Origin of the sequence: Hyalangium gracile, assembly GCF_020103725.1 — a bacterium.
GTDB classification, from domain to species: domain Bacteria; phylum Myxococcota; class Myxococcia; order Myxococcales; family Myxococcaceae; genus Hyalangium; species Hyalangium gracile.
The window spans coordinates 719,176-734,107 of record NZ_JAHXBG010000002.1; the positions used below are offsets into that span (position 1 = coordinate 719,176).

At 70.6% G+C, this 14,932-nt stretch carries 13 protein-coding genes; 6 read left to right on the forward strand and 7 right to left on the reverse strand.

Going from position 1 to position 14,932, the window contains the following annotated elements; translation table 11 throughout:
• The first annotated feature begins 171 nt into the window (after nucleotides 1-171).
• From KY572_RS06435 to KY572_RS06445, 3 genes are all read left to right on the forward strand, one after another.
• Nucleotides 172-1,272, forward strand: a complete 1,101-nt coding sequence (locus KY572_RS06435; RefSeq protein ID WP_224241424.1) for an acetylserotonin O-methyltransferase — start codon at nucleotides 172-174, stop codon at nucleotides 1,270-1,272.
• A gap of 151 nt (nucleotides 1,273-1,423) precedes the next feature.
• Entirely contained in the window at nucleotides 1,424-2,257 is an 834-nt protein-coding gene (locus tag KY572_RS06440) for an SDR family NAD(P)-dependent oxidoreductase (RefSeq protein WP_224241426.1), read from the forward strand.
• A gap of 51 nt (nucleotides 2,258-2,308) precedes the next feature.
• Nucleotides 2,309-2,599 carry a GTP cyclohydrolase I gene (locus KY572_RS06445; protein WP_224241428.1) on the forward strand — a complete coding sequence of 97 codons (291 nt, stop codon included), beginning with the start codon at nucleotides 2,309-2,311 and terminating at the stop codon, nucleotides 2,597-2,599.
• An 8-nt stretch (nucleotides 2,600-2,607) separates the two neighbouring features.
• Here the strand turns inward: KY572_RS06445 and KY572_RS06450 are convergent, their stop codons facing one another.
• From KY572_RS06450 to KY572_RS06480, 7 genes are read right to left on the reverse strand one after another with little or no spacing between them, the layout of a single operon-like run.
• Nucleotides 2,608-3,273 (reverse strand): hypothetical protein, encoded by a 666-nt coding sequence (locus KY572_RS06450; RefSeq protein WP_224241429.1) that lies wholly within the window; start codon nucleotides 3,271-3,273, stop codon nucleotides 2,608-2,610.
• Nucleotides 3,270-4,499: an ABC transporter permease gene (locus KY572_RS06455; protein ID WP_224241430.1), complete on the reverse strand. Its 1,230-nt coding sequence runs from the start codon at nucleotides 4,497-4,499 to the stop codon at nucleotides 3,270-3,272. Before KY572_RS06455 ends, KY572_RS06450 begins: the two co-directional genes overlap by 4 nt.
• Before the next feature lie 12 nt (nucleotides 4,500-4,511).
• The gene (locus KY572_RS06460) at nucleotides 4,512-5,741 is read right to left on the reverse strand and encodes an ABC transporter permease (protein ID WP_224241431.1); all 1,230 of its coding nucleotides are present in this window, start codon (nucleotides 5,739-5,741) and stop codon (nucleotides 4,512-4,514) included.
• On the reverse strand, nucleotides 5,738-6,502 hold the full coding sequence (locus KY572_RS06465) for an ABC transporter ATP-binding protein (RefSeq protein ID WP_224241432.1): 765 nt from the start codon (nucleotides 6,500-6,502) through the stop codon (nucleotides 5,738-5,740). Before KY572_RS06465 ends, KY572_RS06460 begins: the two co-directional genes overlap by 4 nt.
• Nucleotides 6,499-7,764: an efflux RND transporter periplasmic adaptor subunit gene (locus KY572_RS06470; RefSeq protein ID WP_224241433.1), complete on the reverse strand. Its 1,266-nt coding sequence runs from the start codon at nucleotides 7,762-7,764 to the stop codon at nucleotides 6,499-6,501. Before KY572_RS06470 ends, KY572_RS06465 begins: the two co-directional genes overlap by 4 nt.
• Entirely contained in the window at nucleotides 7,761-9,203 is a 1,443-nt protein-coding gene (locus KY572_RS06475; protein WP_224241434.1) for a TolC family protein, read from the reverse strand. The genes KY572_RS06470 and KY572_RS06475 overlap by 4 nt, the downstream gene beginning before the upstream one ends.
• Nucleotides 9,200-9,886: a YIP1 family protein gene (locus tag KY572_RS06480; protein WP_407659898.1), complete on the reverse strand. Its 687-nt coding sequence runs from the start codon at nucleotides 9,884-9,886 to the stop codon at nucleotides 9,200-9,202. The genes KY572_RS06475 and KY572_RS06480 overlap by 4 nt, the downstream gene beginning before the upstream one ends.
• A gap of 257 nt (nucleotides 9,887-10,143) precedes the next feature.
• Between KY572_RS06480 and KY572_RS06485 the strand changes: the two genes are divergently transcribed.
• The 3 genes from KY572_RS06485 to KY572_RS06495 are packed head-to-tail and all read left to right on the forward strand — an operon-like array spanning nucleotide 10,144 to nucleotide 14,914.
• Entirely contained in the window at nucleotides 10,144-12,714 is a 2,571-nt protein-coding gene (locus KY572_RS06485) for an ATP-dependent Clp protease ATP-binding subunit (RefSeq protein WP_224241437.1), read from the forward strand.
• 30 nt (nucleotides 12,715-12,744) lie between these two features.
• Nucleotides 12,745-13,581: a Rossmann-like and DUF2520 domain-containing protein gene (locus KY572_RS06490; protein WP_224241438.1), complete on the forward strand. Its 837-nt coding sequence runs from the start codon at nucleotides 12,745-12,747 to the stop codon at nucleotides 13,579-13,581.
• Nucleotides 13,582-13,621: 40 nt separating this feature from the next.
• Complete coding sequence (locus KY572_RS06495; protein ID WP_224241440.1) at nucleotides 13,622-14,914, forward strand: AAA family ATPase; 1,293 nt, start codon at nucleotides 13,622-13,624, stop codon at nucleotides 14,912-14,914.
• The last annotated feature ends 18 nt before the right edge of the window (nucleotides 14,915-14,932 follow it).

A 14,932-nucleotide genomic window follows, 5' to 3' on the forward strand; every position in this document is an offset into this window, starting at 1 on the left:
GCCCCCGACGCTGGGCGCGTGCCCAGGTGGCGGGGTGCGAGGTCTCCATTGGAGTAGGGTTTCGCCGTACCCAGCTTGTCAGCACCCGCGCGAAAGGGGTCTGCTTCGTCTGATCACCGCAGGGCCCCGAGTCGCCGCGCAGCTCCTCGCTGTCATTGCTCACAACCCCAAATGACCCAGCCTACCCAGCCGATCCAGCCCCCCGCCCCCACTGGAGTGACGACCCAGGTCATCCAGGAACAGTTCAGCCCTACCCTCCCGCCCCACTTCCTGCTCGCCAATACGGTGAGCGGCGCCCTGCTCCTGAGCAAGCACGTGTGGCTCTCCGCGGAGCTGGGGATCGCCGATCACCTCGCTCAGGGGCCGCGGCACATCGACGAGCTGGCCGCCGCCACGGCAACCCACGCCGGCTCGCTGTACCGGGTGCTCCGCGCGCTCGCATCGATGGGCATCTTCGCCATGGATGAGAAGCAGGTCTTCCGCAACAACCCGCTGTCCGAGTACCTCCGCTCGGATGCGCCCAACTCGATGCGCTCGTATGTGCGGTACTTCGGAGGCCCGTGGATCTCGGAGGTCTACAGCCGCTCGATCGAGTCGGTGAAGACGGGCAAGCCGGTCCACGAGCTCATCGACCATGCGAACGTCTTCGAGGTGCTCTCGAAGAAGCCGGAGCTCGGCAGGCTGTTCACCGAGGCGATGACGGGCCTGGCGCCCTTCCCCGACTTCGCGCTCCTGAAGTCCTATGACTTCGCGGGCGTCCGCACCCTGGTGGACGTGGCGGGAGGCCAGGGCACCCTGCTGGCGAAGATCCTCCAGGCCCATCCAGGGCTCCAGGGCACGCTCTTCGATCTGCCCAGCGTCATCCAGCAGGCACGCGAGCTGGGGCTCCTGAAGGAGCAGGAGCGCGCGGGTCGCGCGGAGCTCGTCGGCGGCAGCTTCTTCGAGGCGCTTCCACCCGGGCGGGACGCGTACCTCTTCAAGCAGATCTGCCACAACTGGTCCGACGAGGACGTGGTCCGGATGCTCAAGGTGGCGCGGACCGCCGCGGGCGGGCCCGGCAAGAAGCTGCTGATCCTCGAGATGATCATCGATCCGTCCCCGGACAAGGGCATGGTGAGCAAGGTGACGGACATGATCATGCTGGTCCAGTTCGGTGGGCGCGAGCGCACGCCTCAGGAGTTCGGCGCGCTCTTCGAGGCGGCCGGCTTCAAGCTGAACCGCACGATCCCGACGCCCACGCCCTACGCCATCGTCGAGGGCGTGTCCGTCTGACGGCGGCCCCCGCTACAGGAGCCCCTTCGGAGGCAGATGGTGAAGTGGCCGGCGGAGACCTTCATCGCTTCCTTGAAAAGCTCGAGGGTCGTGTAGCGTGCCAGGGCAGGCGCCTTTCTTCCCACTCTACGAACAACCTCCCGGAGAACCCATGGAGACGAAGCAGGCAACGGGCCCCACTTCCCACGCACAGGGAGGAGAGTCCACGCTGGCTCCCGGACTCCGTCAGGTGCTCATCACGGGAGGAGGAAGAGGCATCGGGCAGGCCGTGGCCGAAGCACTCCTGCGGGCGGGCGGGCGCGTGGTCGTCACGGGCCGGCGCGTGGAACGGCTGGAGGCGCTCGCCTCCGCCTGGCCGGGACGCGCCTTCGCCCTGCCCTGCGATCTCACCTCGCCCACCGCGCGCACGGGGCTCGTCGCTCGCGCGAGGGATCTGCTGGGAGGGCTCGACGGGTTCGTCGCCTCGGCGGGGGTCGTCTCCCATCAGCCCCTGGGCCACATCGACGAGAGCGCCCTGCGCGAGCAGCTCGAGGTGAACCTCGTGGCGCCGCTGCGCCTGGGCGAGGAAGCCCTCTCCGTGCTCGAGCCCGGCGGGGGCATGGTCTTCATCTCCTCCAACGTGGCCCACCGCCCCATCGATACGACGGCCGTCTACAGCGCGTCCAAGGCGGGTGTCCTGAGCGTGATGAAGTCCCTGGCCATGGCCGGTGCGCCTCGCCGCATCCGCGCCAACGCCGTGAGCCCTGGCGCGGTGGACACCGACATGGTCCGCGAACTCCGGCTCCCACCGGGAGCCCCCGAGCCCTCTCCGGCCGAGCGGGAGGCGCTGCTCGAGCGCCAGCTGAGCTCGCTCCACCAGTTGCACCCGCTGGGCCGCATGGGGACCCCGGCGGACGTGGTGCAGGCCGTCCTGCACCTGCTGCAGGCCCCCTGGACGACAGGCTCCGAGCTCGTGGTGGACGGAGGGCTCCTGCTGCGCGGGTGACCTGGAAGGTCGGCATAGGCAGTGCGGCGCACGGATGGTATGGCAGGCGCCATGAAGGACGTTTCCCCAGGGGAGCAGGCGCCGTCGGCCTCGCGGGACACCGCCACGGGTTCCCGAGACCTGAGCGCCGCCAGCACGGAGGAGCTGATTCGCGAGCTGCTCCTGCGGCTCGGAGAGGATCCCTCCCGCGAGGGCCTGGCCCGGACACCGGAGCGCGTGCGCAAGAGCCTGCAGTGGCTCACGTCCGGCAGCATGCTCCAGCCCGCCGTGGTCGTCGGCGAGGCCATCTTCCAGTCGGACAGGCAGCGGCGCGAGGAGCTCCTGCGGCTGGTCCGCCCCTGACGCTGGGGCTACTGGGGACAGGGCCTCATCTCGAGCTGCCACTCTCCCTGGACGCAGACTCCGCCCAGGCCGCAGCAGGCCGGACCGCAGGACACCCCGTCGGGCTCGCAGGGTCCGCCCTGCCGGAAGCCTCCCAGCACACAGGCCGCGGGCCCGGGCGGCTCGCAGCGGTACGTCGGAGGCGCCGGAGGTGGAAGCGCGCGCGCCACGCCGCTGCACTCCGGCTGGACGGGATCGGCGCGGTAGGCGCAGGCCACTCCCTCGGGATAGATGCAGACGATGCCAGAGCGCGCCGAGACGCCCTCGGGCGCCGCTCCGGCCTGCCGCGGACACACGCCCTCGAACTGGGACGAGCAGCTTCCCCGGGCTCGCGCGTACCACTGGCCGAGGTAGCACTCCCAGATGGCGCCGCACTCCGGCGTGTCGGCGTAGGTGCAGCGCAGCCCGTTCGCCTTGCACGAGCCCAGCTCGATGGGAGGCACGGAGGGGCACCCCTCCGCCACGGGCGTCGCCGGGCTCACGGCCTCCGTCTCTGGGGCCGTCGCGTCGGCGCCCGTGGCGGCGGGAGCAGGCACCGGGGCGGGAGCGCGGGGCTGCGGAAGGGGCGTCGACCTGGGGGACGCGCACCCCAGGGACACGACCATCGCCACGGCGGCCCACCTCCCGAAGCTCATTCCGAGCGCATCGCCTCCACGGGATCCAGCTTCGCGGCGCGGTAGGCCGGATAGATGCCGAAGATGAGGCCCACGCCGGAGCTCATCCCCAGCGACAGCGCCACGGCCCACGGAGGCACCACCGTGGGGAAGCCCAGCATCCACCGCCCCAGGAACGCCAGGCCGAAGCCCACCGCCACCCCGATGGCTCCGCCCACCAGCGCCAGCATGATCGCCTCGGTGGCGAACTGCCCCAGGATGCGCCGCTTGCGTGCCCCCAGCGCCTTGCGGATGCCGATCTCCTTGGTCCGCTCCGTCACCGACACCAACATGATGTTCAGGATGCCGATGCCGCCCACCACCAGCGACAGCAGGCACACACCGAAGCCCGCGATGGTGATGACCTGCGAGAGCTGGTTGAAGGACTGCGTCATCGACTCATTGGTGACGACCTCGAAGTTGTTCTCCTCCTGGGGCCCCACCTCGCGCCGGCGCCGCAGCAGGTTCGACACCTCATCCTGCGCCTTGTCCACCAGCGTGGGCTCGAGCGCCTGGATGTTGAGATCCAGCGAGCGGTTCTTCCCATAGAGGGGCTGGAACGTACGCAGCGGCATGATGACCAGGTTGTCCATGCTCATCATCCCCAGGAAGCTGCCGCGCCGCTGCAGCACCCCGATGACGGTGAAGCTCCGCCCCTTGATGCGGATCTCGTGGTTGAGCGGATTCGCACCGGGGAAGAGCGCCTCGGACACGTCCACGCCCACCACGGCCACGTTGCGCCCGTCCACCGCCTCCGTCTCCGTGAAGAAGCGCCCGGAAGCAAGGGTGACGCCGCTGGTCTCCGGGTACTCGGGCGTAGCTCCGACGACACGCACCGAGGGCCGCGTCTCCTCGTTGGAGGTGGCCACCTTCTGGCCGCCCTCGTCATCCGCGGGGCCGACAGCCCCCACCGAAGGGCACGACTCCTGGATGGCGCGCGCGTCGTCCAGCGTCAGGTTCGGTCGCCGGGCGTACTTCGCCCAGTTGAAGCGCCCGAACCCCGAGGGCCACTTGGTGGCCATGAACGTGTTGGCCCCCAGCTGGGACAGATCGCGGTTCACCTTGATGCGCAGGCCCTCGATGAGCGCCATCATCGTGATGACCGTGGTGACGCCGATGACGATGCCCAGCAGCGTCAGCAGGGAGCGCAGCGGGTTGCCCAGGAACGTCCCGAAGGCCAGCCGGAGGTTGTCGATGAAGGCTCGCATAGAGTCCGCCGCTCACTCGTAGCGGAGCGCCTCCACCGGATCGAGGTTCGCCGCGCGCGCGGCCGGCCAGATGCCGAACAGCAGCCCCACCACCGCCGCGAAGCCCACGCCGCCCACCACGGTGAGCACCTGCACGTCCGCCGCCAGCGGGGTGATGAGCGACACCACCTTGGCCAGGCCCAGGCCCACCAGGGTGCCCAGCGCCCCGCCCACCGCGGACACGGCCGAGGCCTCCATGAGGAACTGGACGACGATGGTCCGCTTGCGCGCCCCCAGCGCCCGGCGGATGCCGATCTCGCGCGTCCGCTCGCGCACGGACACGAGCATGATGTTCATGATGCCGATACCACCCACCAGCAGGGTGATGAGGCCCACGCCCACCGCCACGCCGTAGAGCGCGCCGGTGAGCTGCTGATAGGTGTTGGCCAGCATCTCCGGCCGGTTGATGGCGAAGTCGTCCGGCTCGCCGGGGGGCGTGCCTCGCAGGCGCCGCATGATGCCCACGAGCTGATCCTCCGCCTTCTTCACGTCCTCCGCGCTGGTCACCGCCATGGAGATGCTGAAGGGGCGCTGCTTGCCGAACACCGCGTAGAACGTCTTGAAGGGCAGCATCACGACGAGATCCTGGTTGTTGTCCAGGAGCTTGCCCTTGCGCGACAGCGTGCCCACCACCTGGAAGGGCCGGTTCTCGATGCGGATCGTCTGCCCGATGGGGCTGATGTTGGGGAAGAGCCCCGAGGCCACGTCCGCGCCGAGCACCGCCACGGGGCGAGTCGTCTCGTCATCCGCCTCGGTGATGAAGCGGCCCTGGACCACCTCATAGCCGGAGATGACCAGGTACTCGCTCTTCACCCCGTTGACGCCCACGGTGGACAGCTGCTCCGAGCCGTGGGCCACGTCCGCCGCGCGCCCCACGATGGGCGAGATGGCGGTGACATAGCTGGACTGGGCGCGGATCTGCTCCACCTGCGGCAGGGTGAAGTTCTTGCGGTTGCGGTACACCCACCAGTCACCGCTCATCACCCAGGGGAACTTGGACACGAAGAGGGTGTTGGCGCCGATGGTGGCCAGCTGCTTGTCGAAGGAGGAGTTGAGCCCCTGGATGATGCCGACGATGGCCAGCAGCGTGGCCACGCCGATGCCGATGCCCACCGTGGTGAGCACGGTGCGCATCCGGTTGGCCCTCAGGGAGAAGAGCGCGATGCGCGCGCCCTCCAGCACGTCCACGCGGAAGACGCTCATGCCCCACCCGCCGCCTGCGCCAGGGGCAGCCCGTGAATGGCCATCGCAACCTCGCGGCCGGGCCCGTCCGCCACCACCTGCCCGTCGCTCAGGCGCACCGCGCGCGGGCAGCGCGCCGCCAGCCTGGGCTCGTGCGTCACCAGCACCAGCGTGTGCCCCGCCCGGTGCAGCTCCTCGAAGAGCTTGACGATCTCCTCGCCCGTGGCCGAATCCAGGTTGCCCGTGGGCTCGTCCGCCAGGAGCATGGAGGGCTCGGCCACCAGCGCCCGGGCGATGGCCACGCGCTGGCGCTGACCGCCGGACAGCTCGTTGGGCCGGTGGTGCATGCGGTGGCCCAGGCCCACCTTCTCCAGCGCCGCCCTCGCCTTCTCGCGGCGCTCGCGCGCCGGCGTCCCGCGGTACACCAGCGGCAGCTCCACGTTGGCCTGCGCCGTCTCCTTCGGCAGCAGCTGGAAGGTCTGGAAGATGAAGCCGATCTCCTTGTTGCGGATGACCGCCAGCTCGTCATCGCTCATGCGCGAGACGTCCTTGCCGTTGAGGAAGTAGCGGCCGCTGCTGGGCGTGTCCAGGCACCCCAGGATGTTCATCAGGGTCGTCTTCCCCGAGCCGGACTGGCCGATGATGGCCACCCACTCGCCCTTGGCGATGCCGAAGGAGACGCCGCGCAGCGCCCGCACCTCCTCACCGCCCACGCTGAAGACGCGGGTGATGTCATGGAGCTGGATGAGCCGGCCGTCGCCGACAGCACTCTCCGTCGTCACGACTTGCCCCCACCCTTCATTCCCCCGGGGCCGCCCGGCTTGGGCTCGCTGACGGTGGCGCCGTGGCTCAGCTCCTTGGAGAGCGTGCGGTAGGGGCCCTCGACGATGCGGTCCCCGTCCTGCAGGCCCTCGAGGATCTCCAGCTCCGTGTCCGAGGCGATGCCGGTGCGCACGCGGCGCACCTGCGCCTTGTTGTCCGCGTCCACCACGAAGACGACCTTGGCCAGCGACTCCGTCTTGCGCTTCACCGTGAGCCCGCCCTCCACGGGCGGCTTGTAGTCCGGCAGCGTCTTCTCCGAGCGCACCGTCACCGCCTGGATGGGGACCAGCACCGCGTCGTTGTGCGTCTCCGAGGAGATGCGCACCTCCGCGCTCATGCCCGGGAGCACGCCGGGGGGCCGCGAGTCCAGCGCCACGGTGACGGGGAACGTCGTCACCTCCGCCTCCGTGCCCGGGTTCTTGATGAGGGCCTTCTGGGCGATCTCCACCACCGAGCCCTGGAAGGTGTCGCCCTCCAGCGCGTCCACGGCGACCTCGGCGGGCTGGCCGGGCTTGAGGTGCACCACCTCGTGCTCGCCCACCTCGATCCTCACCTCCATGGCGCTCAGCGCGGCGATGGTCATCACCACGTCCTCGGAGAAGTCCGAGCCACGCACGCGCTCACCCACCTCGCGAGACAGCTCGATGACGTTGCCGTCGATGGGCGAGGTGAGGGTGGTGTTGGCCAGGTTGCTGGCCGCCTCGTCGTAGACGGCGGAGGCCTGCGCGTAGCGCTGCCGGGCCGCGGCCACGCGCGCCTCGGCGGTGTCCCTGGCGGCCTTGATCTGCTCCAGCTCCGCGGCGGACGCCAGCCCCTTGGCCACCAGCCCCTCGACGCGGCCGTACTCGGCGGCGCTGCGCTGGGCCTCCACCTCGGAGACCTGGACCTCCGCCTTCGCGGCGCTCTGCGCGGCGCGCGCCTGGTTCACCGAGGCCTCGAAGCGCCGGCGATCGATCTTCCCCAGCACCTGCCCCTTCGTCACCCGATCGCCATCCTTCACCATCAGCGCCACCAGGTCGCCAGAGAGGTTGGAGGAGATCTTCACGGTGGTGGCCGCCTGCACCTTGCCCGCGCCGGTGATGGTGCGGGTGATGGTGCCCTTGCGGGCCTTGGACACCTGGACCTCGACCGTCGGCGGAGGCCGATCCTTCAGCCCGCCCGCCGTGATGGCCGCTGCCCCCAGGAACAGCACGCCAGCGATGACTGCCTTCCACCACTTCATTTCGTCTCTCCCGGGCTCAGGGTGCCCATGGCCCGCATCAACGAATAGCGGGCAATCTCCACGTCCACTCGGTTCTCCAGGTAGGTGAGCTCCGCGCGAGTGAGGTTGAGCTGCGCGTCACGCACCTCGAGCGTCGAGCCCGCGCCCGCCTTGAAGCGCTCCTCGGCGAGGGCCAGGCTCTGGAGCGCGGCCTGACGGTTCTCGGCCGCCAGCCGCGTCGCGTCGATGTTGGCCGCCAGCGCCTCGATGGAGACGCGCACCGCGCCATCCAGCTCGCGCTCGACCTGGGCCAGGTTCAGCTCCGCGGTCCGCTGCGAGGCCGCCGCCCGGGCCACCTGGGCCGGGGTGGCGAAGCCGTCGAAGATGTCCCACTGCAGCCCCACCCCGCCGGCCACCGCTGTCTGGCTGCGCGGCGCCGTGAGGACGGTGCCCTCGAACTCCTGGCGGGTGGAGGAGCCCTGGCGGGTAAAGGAGCCCTGGGCCAGCAGCCGCGGGAGGTAGGCTGAGAAGGCGACGTCCCGGGCCAGCTCCGCGGCGCGCACCTGCGCCTGGAGCGCGCGAACGAGGGGGCGGCGATCGCGCGCCTCGGCGAGCGCGGCATCCAGGGAGGGCACGGGCTCGGGCTCCAGGGTGAGGATGCCGGGATCCTGGGCCAGCAGCGGCGTGGTGCCAGGCTGGGCCAGCCAGATGGCCAGCTGGGACTGGTCCTGCACGAGCTGCCCGCGGCGCTGCAGCAGGGTGATGCGATCGTTGCCCAGGTTCACCAGGGCGGACAGCTCCTCGCCTCGGCCCACGCGACCGGCCTGGAAGAGCGCCCGGGCGCGCTCGAGCTGCTCCTCGCTGCGCCGCACGGTGGCCGCCAGCACCTGGATGGTGGCCTGGGAGCGGTAGAGCGCGTAGAAGCGGTTGACGGCCTCCAGCTCGGCGGCATCCGCCTGGTCCACGGCCTGGCCGCGCAGCGCCTCCGCCGTCGCGCCACTCTGCTCGAGCTGCTTCCAGCGCGCCCGGTCATAGATGACCTGCGTCAGGGTGGCCGAGAGATCGTAGCTCCGGGTCGTCGACGCGGGGATCTCTCCAGGCACCTGCACGAGCTGGCCCGTGTCGGGATCCTGCACGGGGGTGAGGATGCGCGAGGTGCCCGTGTAGGAGCCTCCCGCGTTGGCGGAGAGGCTCAGCCGCGGCAGCAGGGCCGACCGGGCGATGCGGATGTCCTGCTCGCCGCGCGTCACATCGAGCAGGGCCAGCAGGGACTGGGTGTTCTTCCGGCCCTGGGCGCGCACCTCGGCCAGGGTGATGGGGACGGTGCCCAGGGCGGGCATCACCTGCGGGGCGGGCTGGGCGCTGGCGGCCGGAGTGGCCGGAGTGGCCGGAGTGGCCGGGGCGTCCTGCGGAGCCTGGGGAGCGGCGGCGAGCAGCGCGGCGAGCATCAGGGGCTTCATCGGCCACCTCGCGCGCCCGGACCACCAGAGCCACCGGGCCCACCGCCCATGGCGGGCAGGCCGATGGCGAAGACGCCCACGAACATGACGTAGAGCACCACGGCCAGCAGCAGGGCCCGGCTCTTGCGCATCCCCGTGGCGGAGGAGAACCCCAGCCCGAGCAGGCCCACGCTCCAGAGGTTGAAGAAGTCCACCGCGCCCAGCACCTTCTGGAGCTTGGGGGACAGCCCGCCGAGCGCCGCCAGGCTGGAGGGCACCAGCGTGGCCACGCGCTCCAGGCTCATCGAGTACTGCGCCGCGGCGCAGGCAGCGAAGATGAGGTGGTACAGGGCGATGGGCAGCATGGCGATGGCGGCCACCGTCATCAGGCGCCCGAAGGCCGTGGGCGTGCCGAACAGCCACGCGACGAACCAGAGCACGGCGGCCAGCAGCAGCACCTGCAGCGGCATGGCGAACACGCCCTTGGCGATGCCTCCCACCAGGGCCTTGCGCGCGGAGGTCTGGATCTCGTCGGCGAGCTCGCTCTCGGAGTACCGGCCGATCTCCCCGCTCATCTCCAGGCGCTGGATGGTGGCCGGAGCCGCGTCCCAGCGCAGGGCGAAGGCGGTACCGGCCAGGGACACGGAGAAGCAAAGGAGGAGCAGCGGCCACACCCAGCGGCGGGCCTCGATGGCAGCCCCCATCCCGTCGAATGGATCGACAAGGACGCGGGCCGGTTGGGCAAGAGAGGTCATAAGGTCGTGAGGTTCGGGCACTTTACGTCGGTTGCCGCCACTTGATTGCCTGCACCATGTGGGTTGGGCAGCCGAACAGGCGAGCGACCTGCCACATTCCACGAATTCAGCGGGGTTACCCCTACCTTGTAGCGGCCTGTAGCAGAAATTTTGCGACCGGGATCGAGTGGGTGTATTTGCTCGACTGCCCGCTTGCCGGAGCGCCAATGGTCGATAGCACGGATCTCGCGCAGGTACTCCTCGAGGCTAAGGACATTGCCCAGAGCGTTTCTCAGAAGCTCAGCTCCGCCCATGTGTTGTTGGCGCTCTTCACGGTGGACAACCCCGCCCAGGTGCTCCTCAAGGAAAAGGGCATCGACGAGGATCTGCTGCTCGAGCGGATGACGGAGTCGCCCGCCGAGGAGGAGCACCTCGTGCGCGAGCTGTGCCAGCGCGCCCGGGTCATCGCCCAGCAGTGCGACTCGCGGGAGGCGGACTGCCTGCACCTGCTCATCGCCTTCGCGCGGGTGCGCTGCGCGGCGAACGATCTGCTGACGCAGGCGGGGGTGGACCTCATTGGACTGAGGACCACGGCGCTCTCGTACTTCACGAGCGGCCGGATGCCCCGGAAGCTCCAGGCTGGGCGGGTGGGACAGGCGCCGCAGGCGCTCGGGGCGCGCTATCCGCTGGGCCGGCCCCTGGGCGCCCCGCCGTCTCCCCTGCCCCAGGCCGCCGTGGCGCTGAGCATGCCTCGGCCGGCGACGCCGAGCCGCTCTTCCCTGCCCGCGATCTCTCCGCGCGATCTCATCGATGCGGACGAGGGCCATGACGAGGCGCCCCAGGTGGCCGAGCGGCTGCCTCCCGCCCCCGTGGCTCGGGCCATCCCGGTGCCTCCTCCGGCTCCGGCGCCCGTCGCGCCCCCCGCTCCGGCCCCGGTGGCGCCGGCGGTGGCCCGGCAGCCGGTGCCCACGCCCGTGCCGTTCCCGGTGGCCAAGGGGACGGAGTCGCTGGTGCTGGAGCCCAAGGCCTTCCCGCTGCTCACCTCGCTGGGCCGCAACCTGAGCCAGCTGGCCCAGCAGGGAAAGCTGGACCCGGTGGTGGGCCGCGCCAAGGAGATCGAGGAGGTCATCGACATCCTCGGCAAGCGCCGCACGAACAACCCGTGCCTGCTGGGTGAGGCCGGTGTGGGGAAGACGGCGGTGGTGGAGGGTGTGGCGCAGCAGCTGGTGACGCTGCGTGGCACGCTGGCCGCGAAGATCATCGTCGAGCTGGACATGGCCTCGCTGGTGGCGGGCACGCAGCTGCGGGGCTCGTTCTCGGAGAAGCTGAACGCGCTCAAGGACGAGGTGCGCAAGGCGGACGGGCGCGTGGTGGTGTTCATCGACGAGATCCACACGCTGGTGGGCGCGGGCTCCACGGGCGACGGGCCGCAGGACGCGGCCAACGAGCTGAAGACGGCGATGGCGCGGGGCGAGTTCCCGTGCATCGGCGCGACGACGCACGACGAGTTCCGCAAGTTCATCACGCAGGATCCGGCGCTGGAGCGGCGCTTCACGCCGGTGGTGGTGAACGAGCCCTCGGTGCCGGAGACGGTGGAGATCCTCCGGGGCGTGATTGGCCGGTACGAGGAGCACCACGGGCTGAAGTACGCGCCCGAGTCGCTGGAGGCGGCGGCGTCGCTGGCGTCCCGGTACGTGACGGACCGGTTCATGCCGGACAAGGCCATCTCGGTGGCGGACCTGGCGGGCTCGCGGTGCCGCCGCGAGGGCAAGAACTCCGTGGAGCCGGCGGACGTGGCGCGGGTGGTGGCGAAGCTGGCGGGCGTGCCCGAGGAGCGGCTGCTGCTGAACGACTCGGCGCGGCTGTTGAGCCTGGAGACGGACCTGTCGCAGCGCGTCATCGGCCACGAGGACGCGATCACCCGGATCGCGCGGGTCATCCGGCGCAACTACGCGGGGTTCGCCTCGCGGCGGCCGATGGGCTCGTTCCTGTTCCTGGGCCCCACGGGCGTGGGCAAGACGGAGATGGCGCGGGCGCTGGCGGAGGTGCTGTTCGGGAACAAGGACGCGCTGGTGCGGCTGGACATGAGCGAGATGTCCGAGCAGCACGGCGTGTCGCGACTCATCGGCTCTCCGGCGGGCTACGTGGGGTTCGGCGAGGGTGGCCAGCTCACGGAGCCGGTGCGGCGTCGGCCCTCGTCGGTGGTGGTGCTGGACGAGATCGAGAAGGCGCACCGCGAGGTGCAGATGCTGCTGCTCCAGGTGCTGGAGGAGGGCCGGCTGACGGACGGCAAGGGCCGGCACATCGACTTCTCGAACACGGTCATCGTGCTGACGACGAACCTGGGCGCGGAGGCGTTCTCGCGCACGGGGCGGGCGCTGGGGTTCGGTGCGGACGCGGGCGTGGGCAGCATGGGAGACGTGGAGATGGCCAGCGCGGCGGCGCGCAAGGCCCTGCCGCCGGAGCTGTGGAACCGCATCGACGAGCGGCTGCCGTTCCGTCCGCTGCGCGAGGTGGAGGTGGCGCGGATCGCCACGCTGCTGCTGGCCGAGAGCAGCAAGCGGCTCGCGACGGAGCGCGGCATCGAGTACGTGGCGGGCGAGGACGTGGTGGGCCACCTGCTGAAGTCGGGCGGGTTCGATCCGCAGCTCGGGGCGCGGCCGATGCGGCAGGTGGTGCAGCGGCTGGTGGAGGCACCGCTGGCGGAGCGCATCCTGCTGGGCGAGTTCGTCGCGGGCGATCGGGTGCGGGTGGCGGTGCGAGGCGCGCAGCTGGCCTTCCACCTCGTGACGGCCTGAGGCTTCGAGCCCGGGCCGGGGTGAAGACTCATGGCGGCGCGACGCCCGAGGATCCTGGTGGTCGGTGGAGGCCGCCTCGGCGGAGCGCTGGCCCTCTCCCTCTCGGCGCGTCGCTGGCCTGTCAGCGTCCTCAGCCGTGACGATGAGGGCCGCGCTCGCGTGCGGGCCCTGGGGCTGAAGCCGGCCACTCCCAGGGATCTGACGCAGGCGCGAGTGGCCTTGCTCTGCGTCCCCGAGAAGGTCGTGCCCACCGTGGCGCGGGAGATGGCACGGACGCTCGGCCGGGGCATGGCGCTGGTGCACTGCGCGGGCGCCCTCTCCCTGAAGGCGCTGGGGGCTCCACGAGGGCGGCCACTTGGCTCCTTCCACCCGCTCTGCGCGGTCTCGGACCCGAGGGACTCACTCGCGGGCCATGCGGTGGCCATCAGCACGCGCTCGCGGGCCTTGCAGACGGTGCTGCGCCAGATGGCGAAGGACCTGGACCTCCAGGTGCTGGAGGTCCCCGAGCGCCACCGGGCGGCGTACCACGCGGGCGCGGTGCTGAGCGCGGGCGGCGCGGTGGCGCTCATGTCGGCGGCGGTGGAGGCGCTGGGCCATGCCGGCATTCCGGAGGAGGCGGCGCTCTCGGCGCTGCTGCCGCTGATGCGCTCGGCGGTGCGGGGTATGGAGGCACGAGGGCTGGCGCGCGGGCTCACGGGCCCTGTCGTCCGAGGAGACTCGGGCGTGGTGGCGGCCCACCTGGCGGCGCTGCCTCCCGAGGTCGCCGAGGTGTACCGCCTCCTCGCCCAACGCTCGCTGCGGCTGGTGGGTCCCCGGCTGCCGCCCGAAGCGCTCGCCGATCTGACAAAGCTCCTGTTTGAGCGGTGAACCCGGAGGCCATCGCGGCTAGGGTCTGGGTTCAGCCCGCATGAAGCTCACGAAGCTCAAGATCGACAAGTACCGGGGCGTCGCTCCCGGCACCGAGCTGACGTTCAGCCCGGCTCGGAACCTCGTGCTGGGTCGGAACGGCACCGGCAGGACGACGCTGCTGGATCTGATCTCGGTTGCCCTCTGCTCGGACTTCTCGGGGCTGGTCCACGAGGAGTTCTCCGTGGAGTACGAGCTTGCCTTTCCGGGCATGACCATCCACGTCCGTGCCCGGAACGTGCAGGGCTCCACCACCCCGGAGCCCCAAAGCTCCTCTCGGGATGGCGCGACGCTGATGCCGCTCCGGACTCCGGAGGTGGTGACGAACCTCGAGCCGCTCATCGAGGCCACCCTACGGCTCGAAGCTCCGGCGTCCGAGCTGGTGGTGCGAGGTGACTCCTCGGGCCTGTACTGCGAGGTAGATGGCAAGAGCGGCTACGCGCGGTCGATGCACTGGTCGGTGCTTGATCGCACGGTGTGGACGCTGATCTTCATGGTGGCCCAGTACATCGACCGGGACGTGAAGGAGCGGCTCAAGGAGCTGCTGCGCCGCACGTTCCTTCTGGCGCCCTCGCGGTTCGACGAGGCGCTGGGGATGTTCGAGCACATCGGCACCATCAAGTACGCCATGGAGATGCAGGGCGACGAGGTGTTCCCCCTGGGCTTGATGGCCCTGCCCACGTGGATGCCGGCGTGGCTCCGGGGGCAGGTGGAGCGCACGACTCCGACGGGCACCCTCGAGGTTCCGCACGATGAGTTCGCGCAGAGCTTCCTGGCGAAGTTCACCTCGCTGGCGGGGTTCCTCTCGGGAAGGTTCCGGGTGGAGGTGCTGGAGAAGCGGACGTACGAGAACGGCGGGCGGGTGGGGTTCGGCCAGTTCGGCTTCCGCTTCAAGCGGTCGGACGGCACGGAGCTGACGCAGGCGCAGCTGGGCCACGGGCAGAAGCGGCTGCTGTCCTTCCTCTACTACCTGGACGTCAACGAGGACTTCGCCATCGCCGACGAGCTGGCCAACGGGCTGCATCCGCGCTGGGTGGAGGCATGCATGCGGGAGATCGGCGCGCGGCAGGCCTTCCTGACGAGCCAGAACCCGCTCCTGTTCGACCACGTCACTTTCGGCTCCGCGGATGAGCTGCGTGCCTCCCTCATCCTCTGTGGAGTCGAGCCTCGCGACGGCCGCGAGAAGCTCCTCTGGACGAAGCCCACGAGCGAGGCAGCCTCGAAGCTCTTCGAGGCGCATCAAGCACGCACACAGCCGCTGGGGACGCTGCTGCAGACCCACGGACTGTGGTGAGTCCGAGGCAAAGGGACC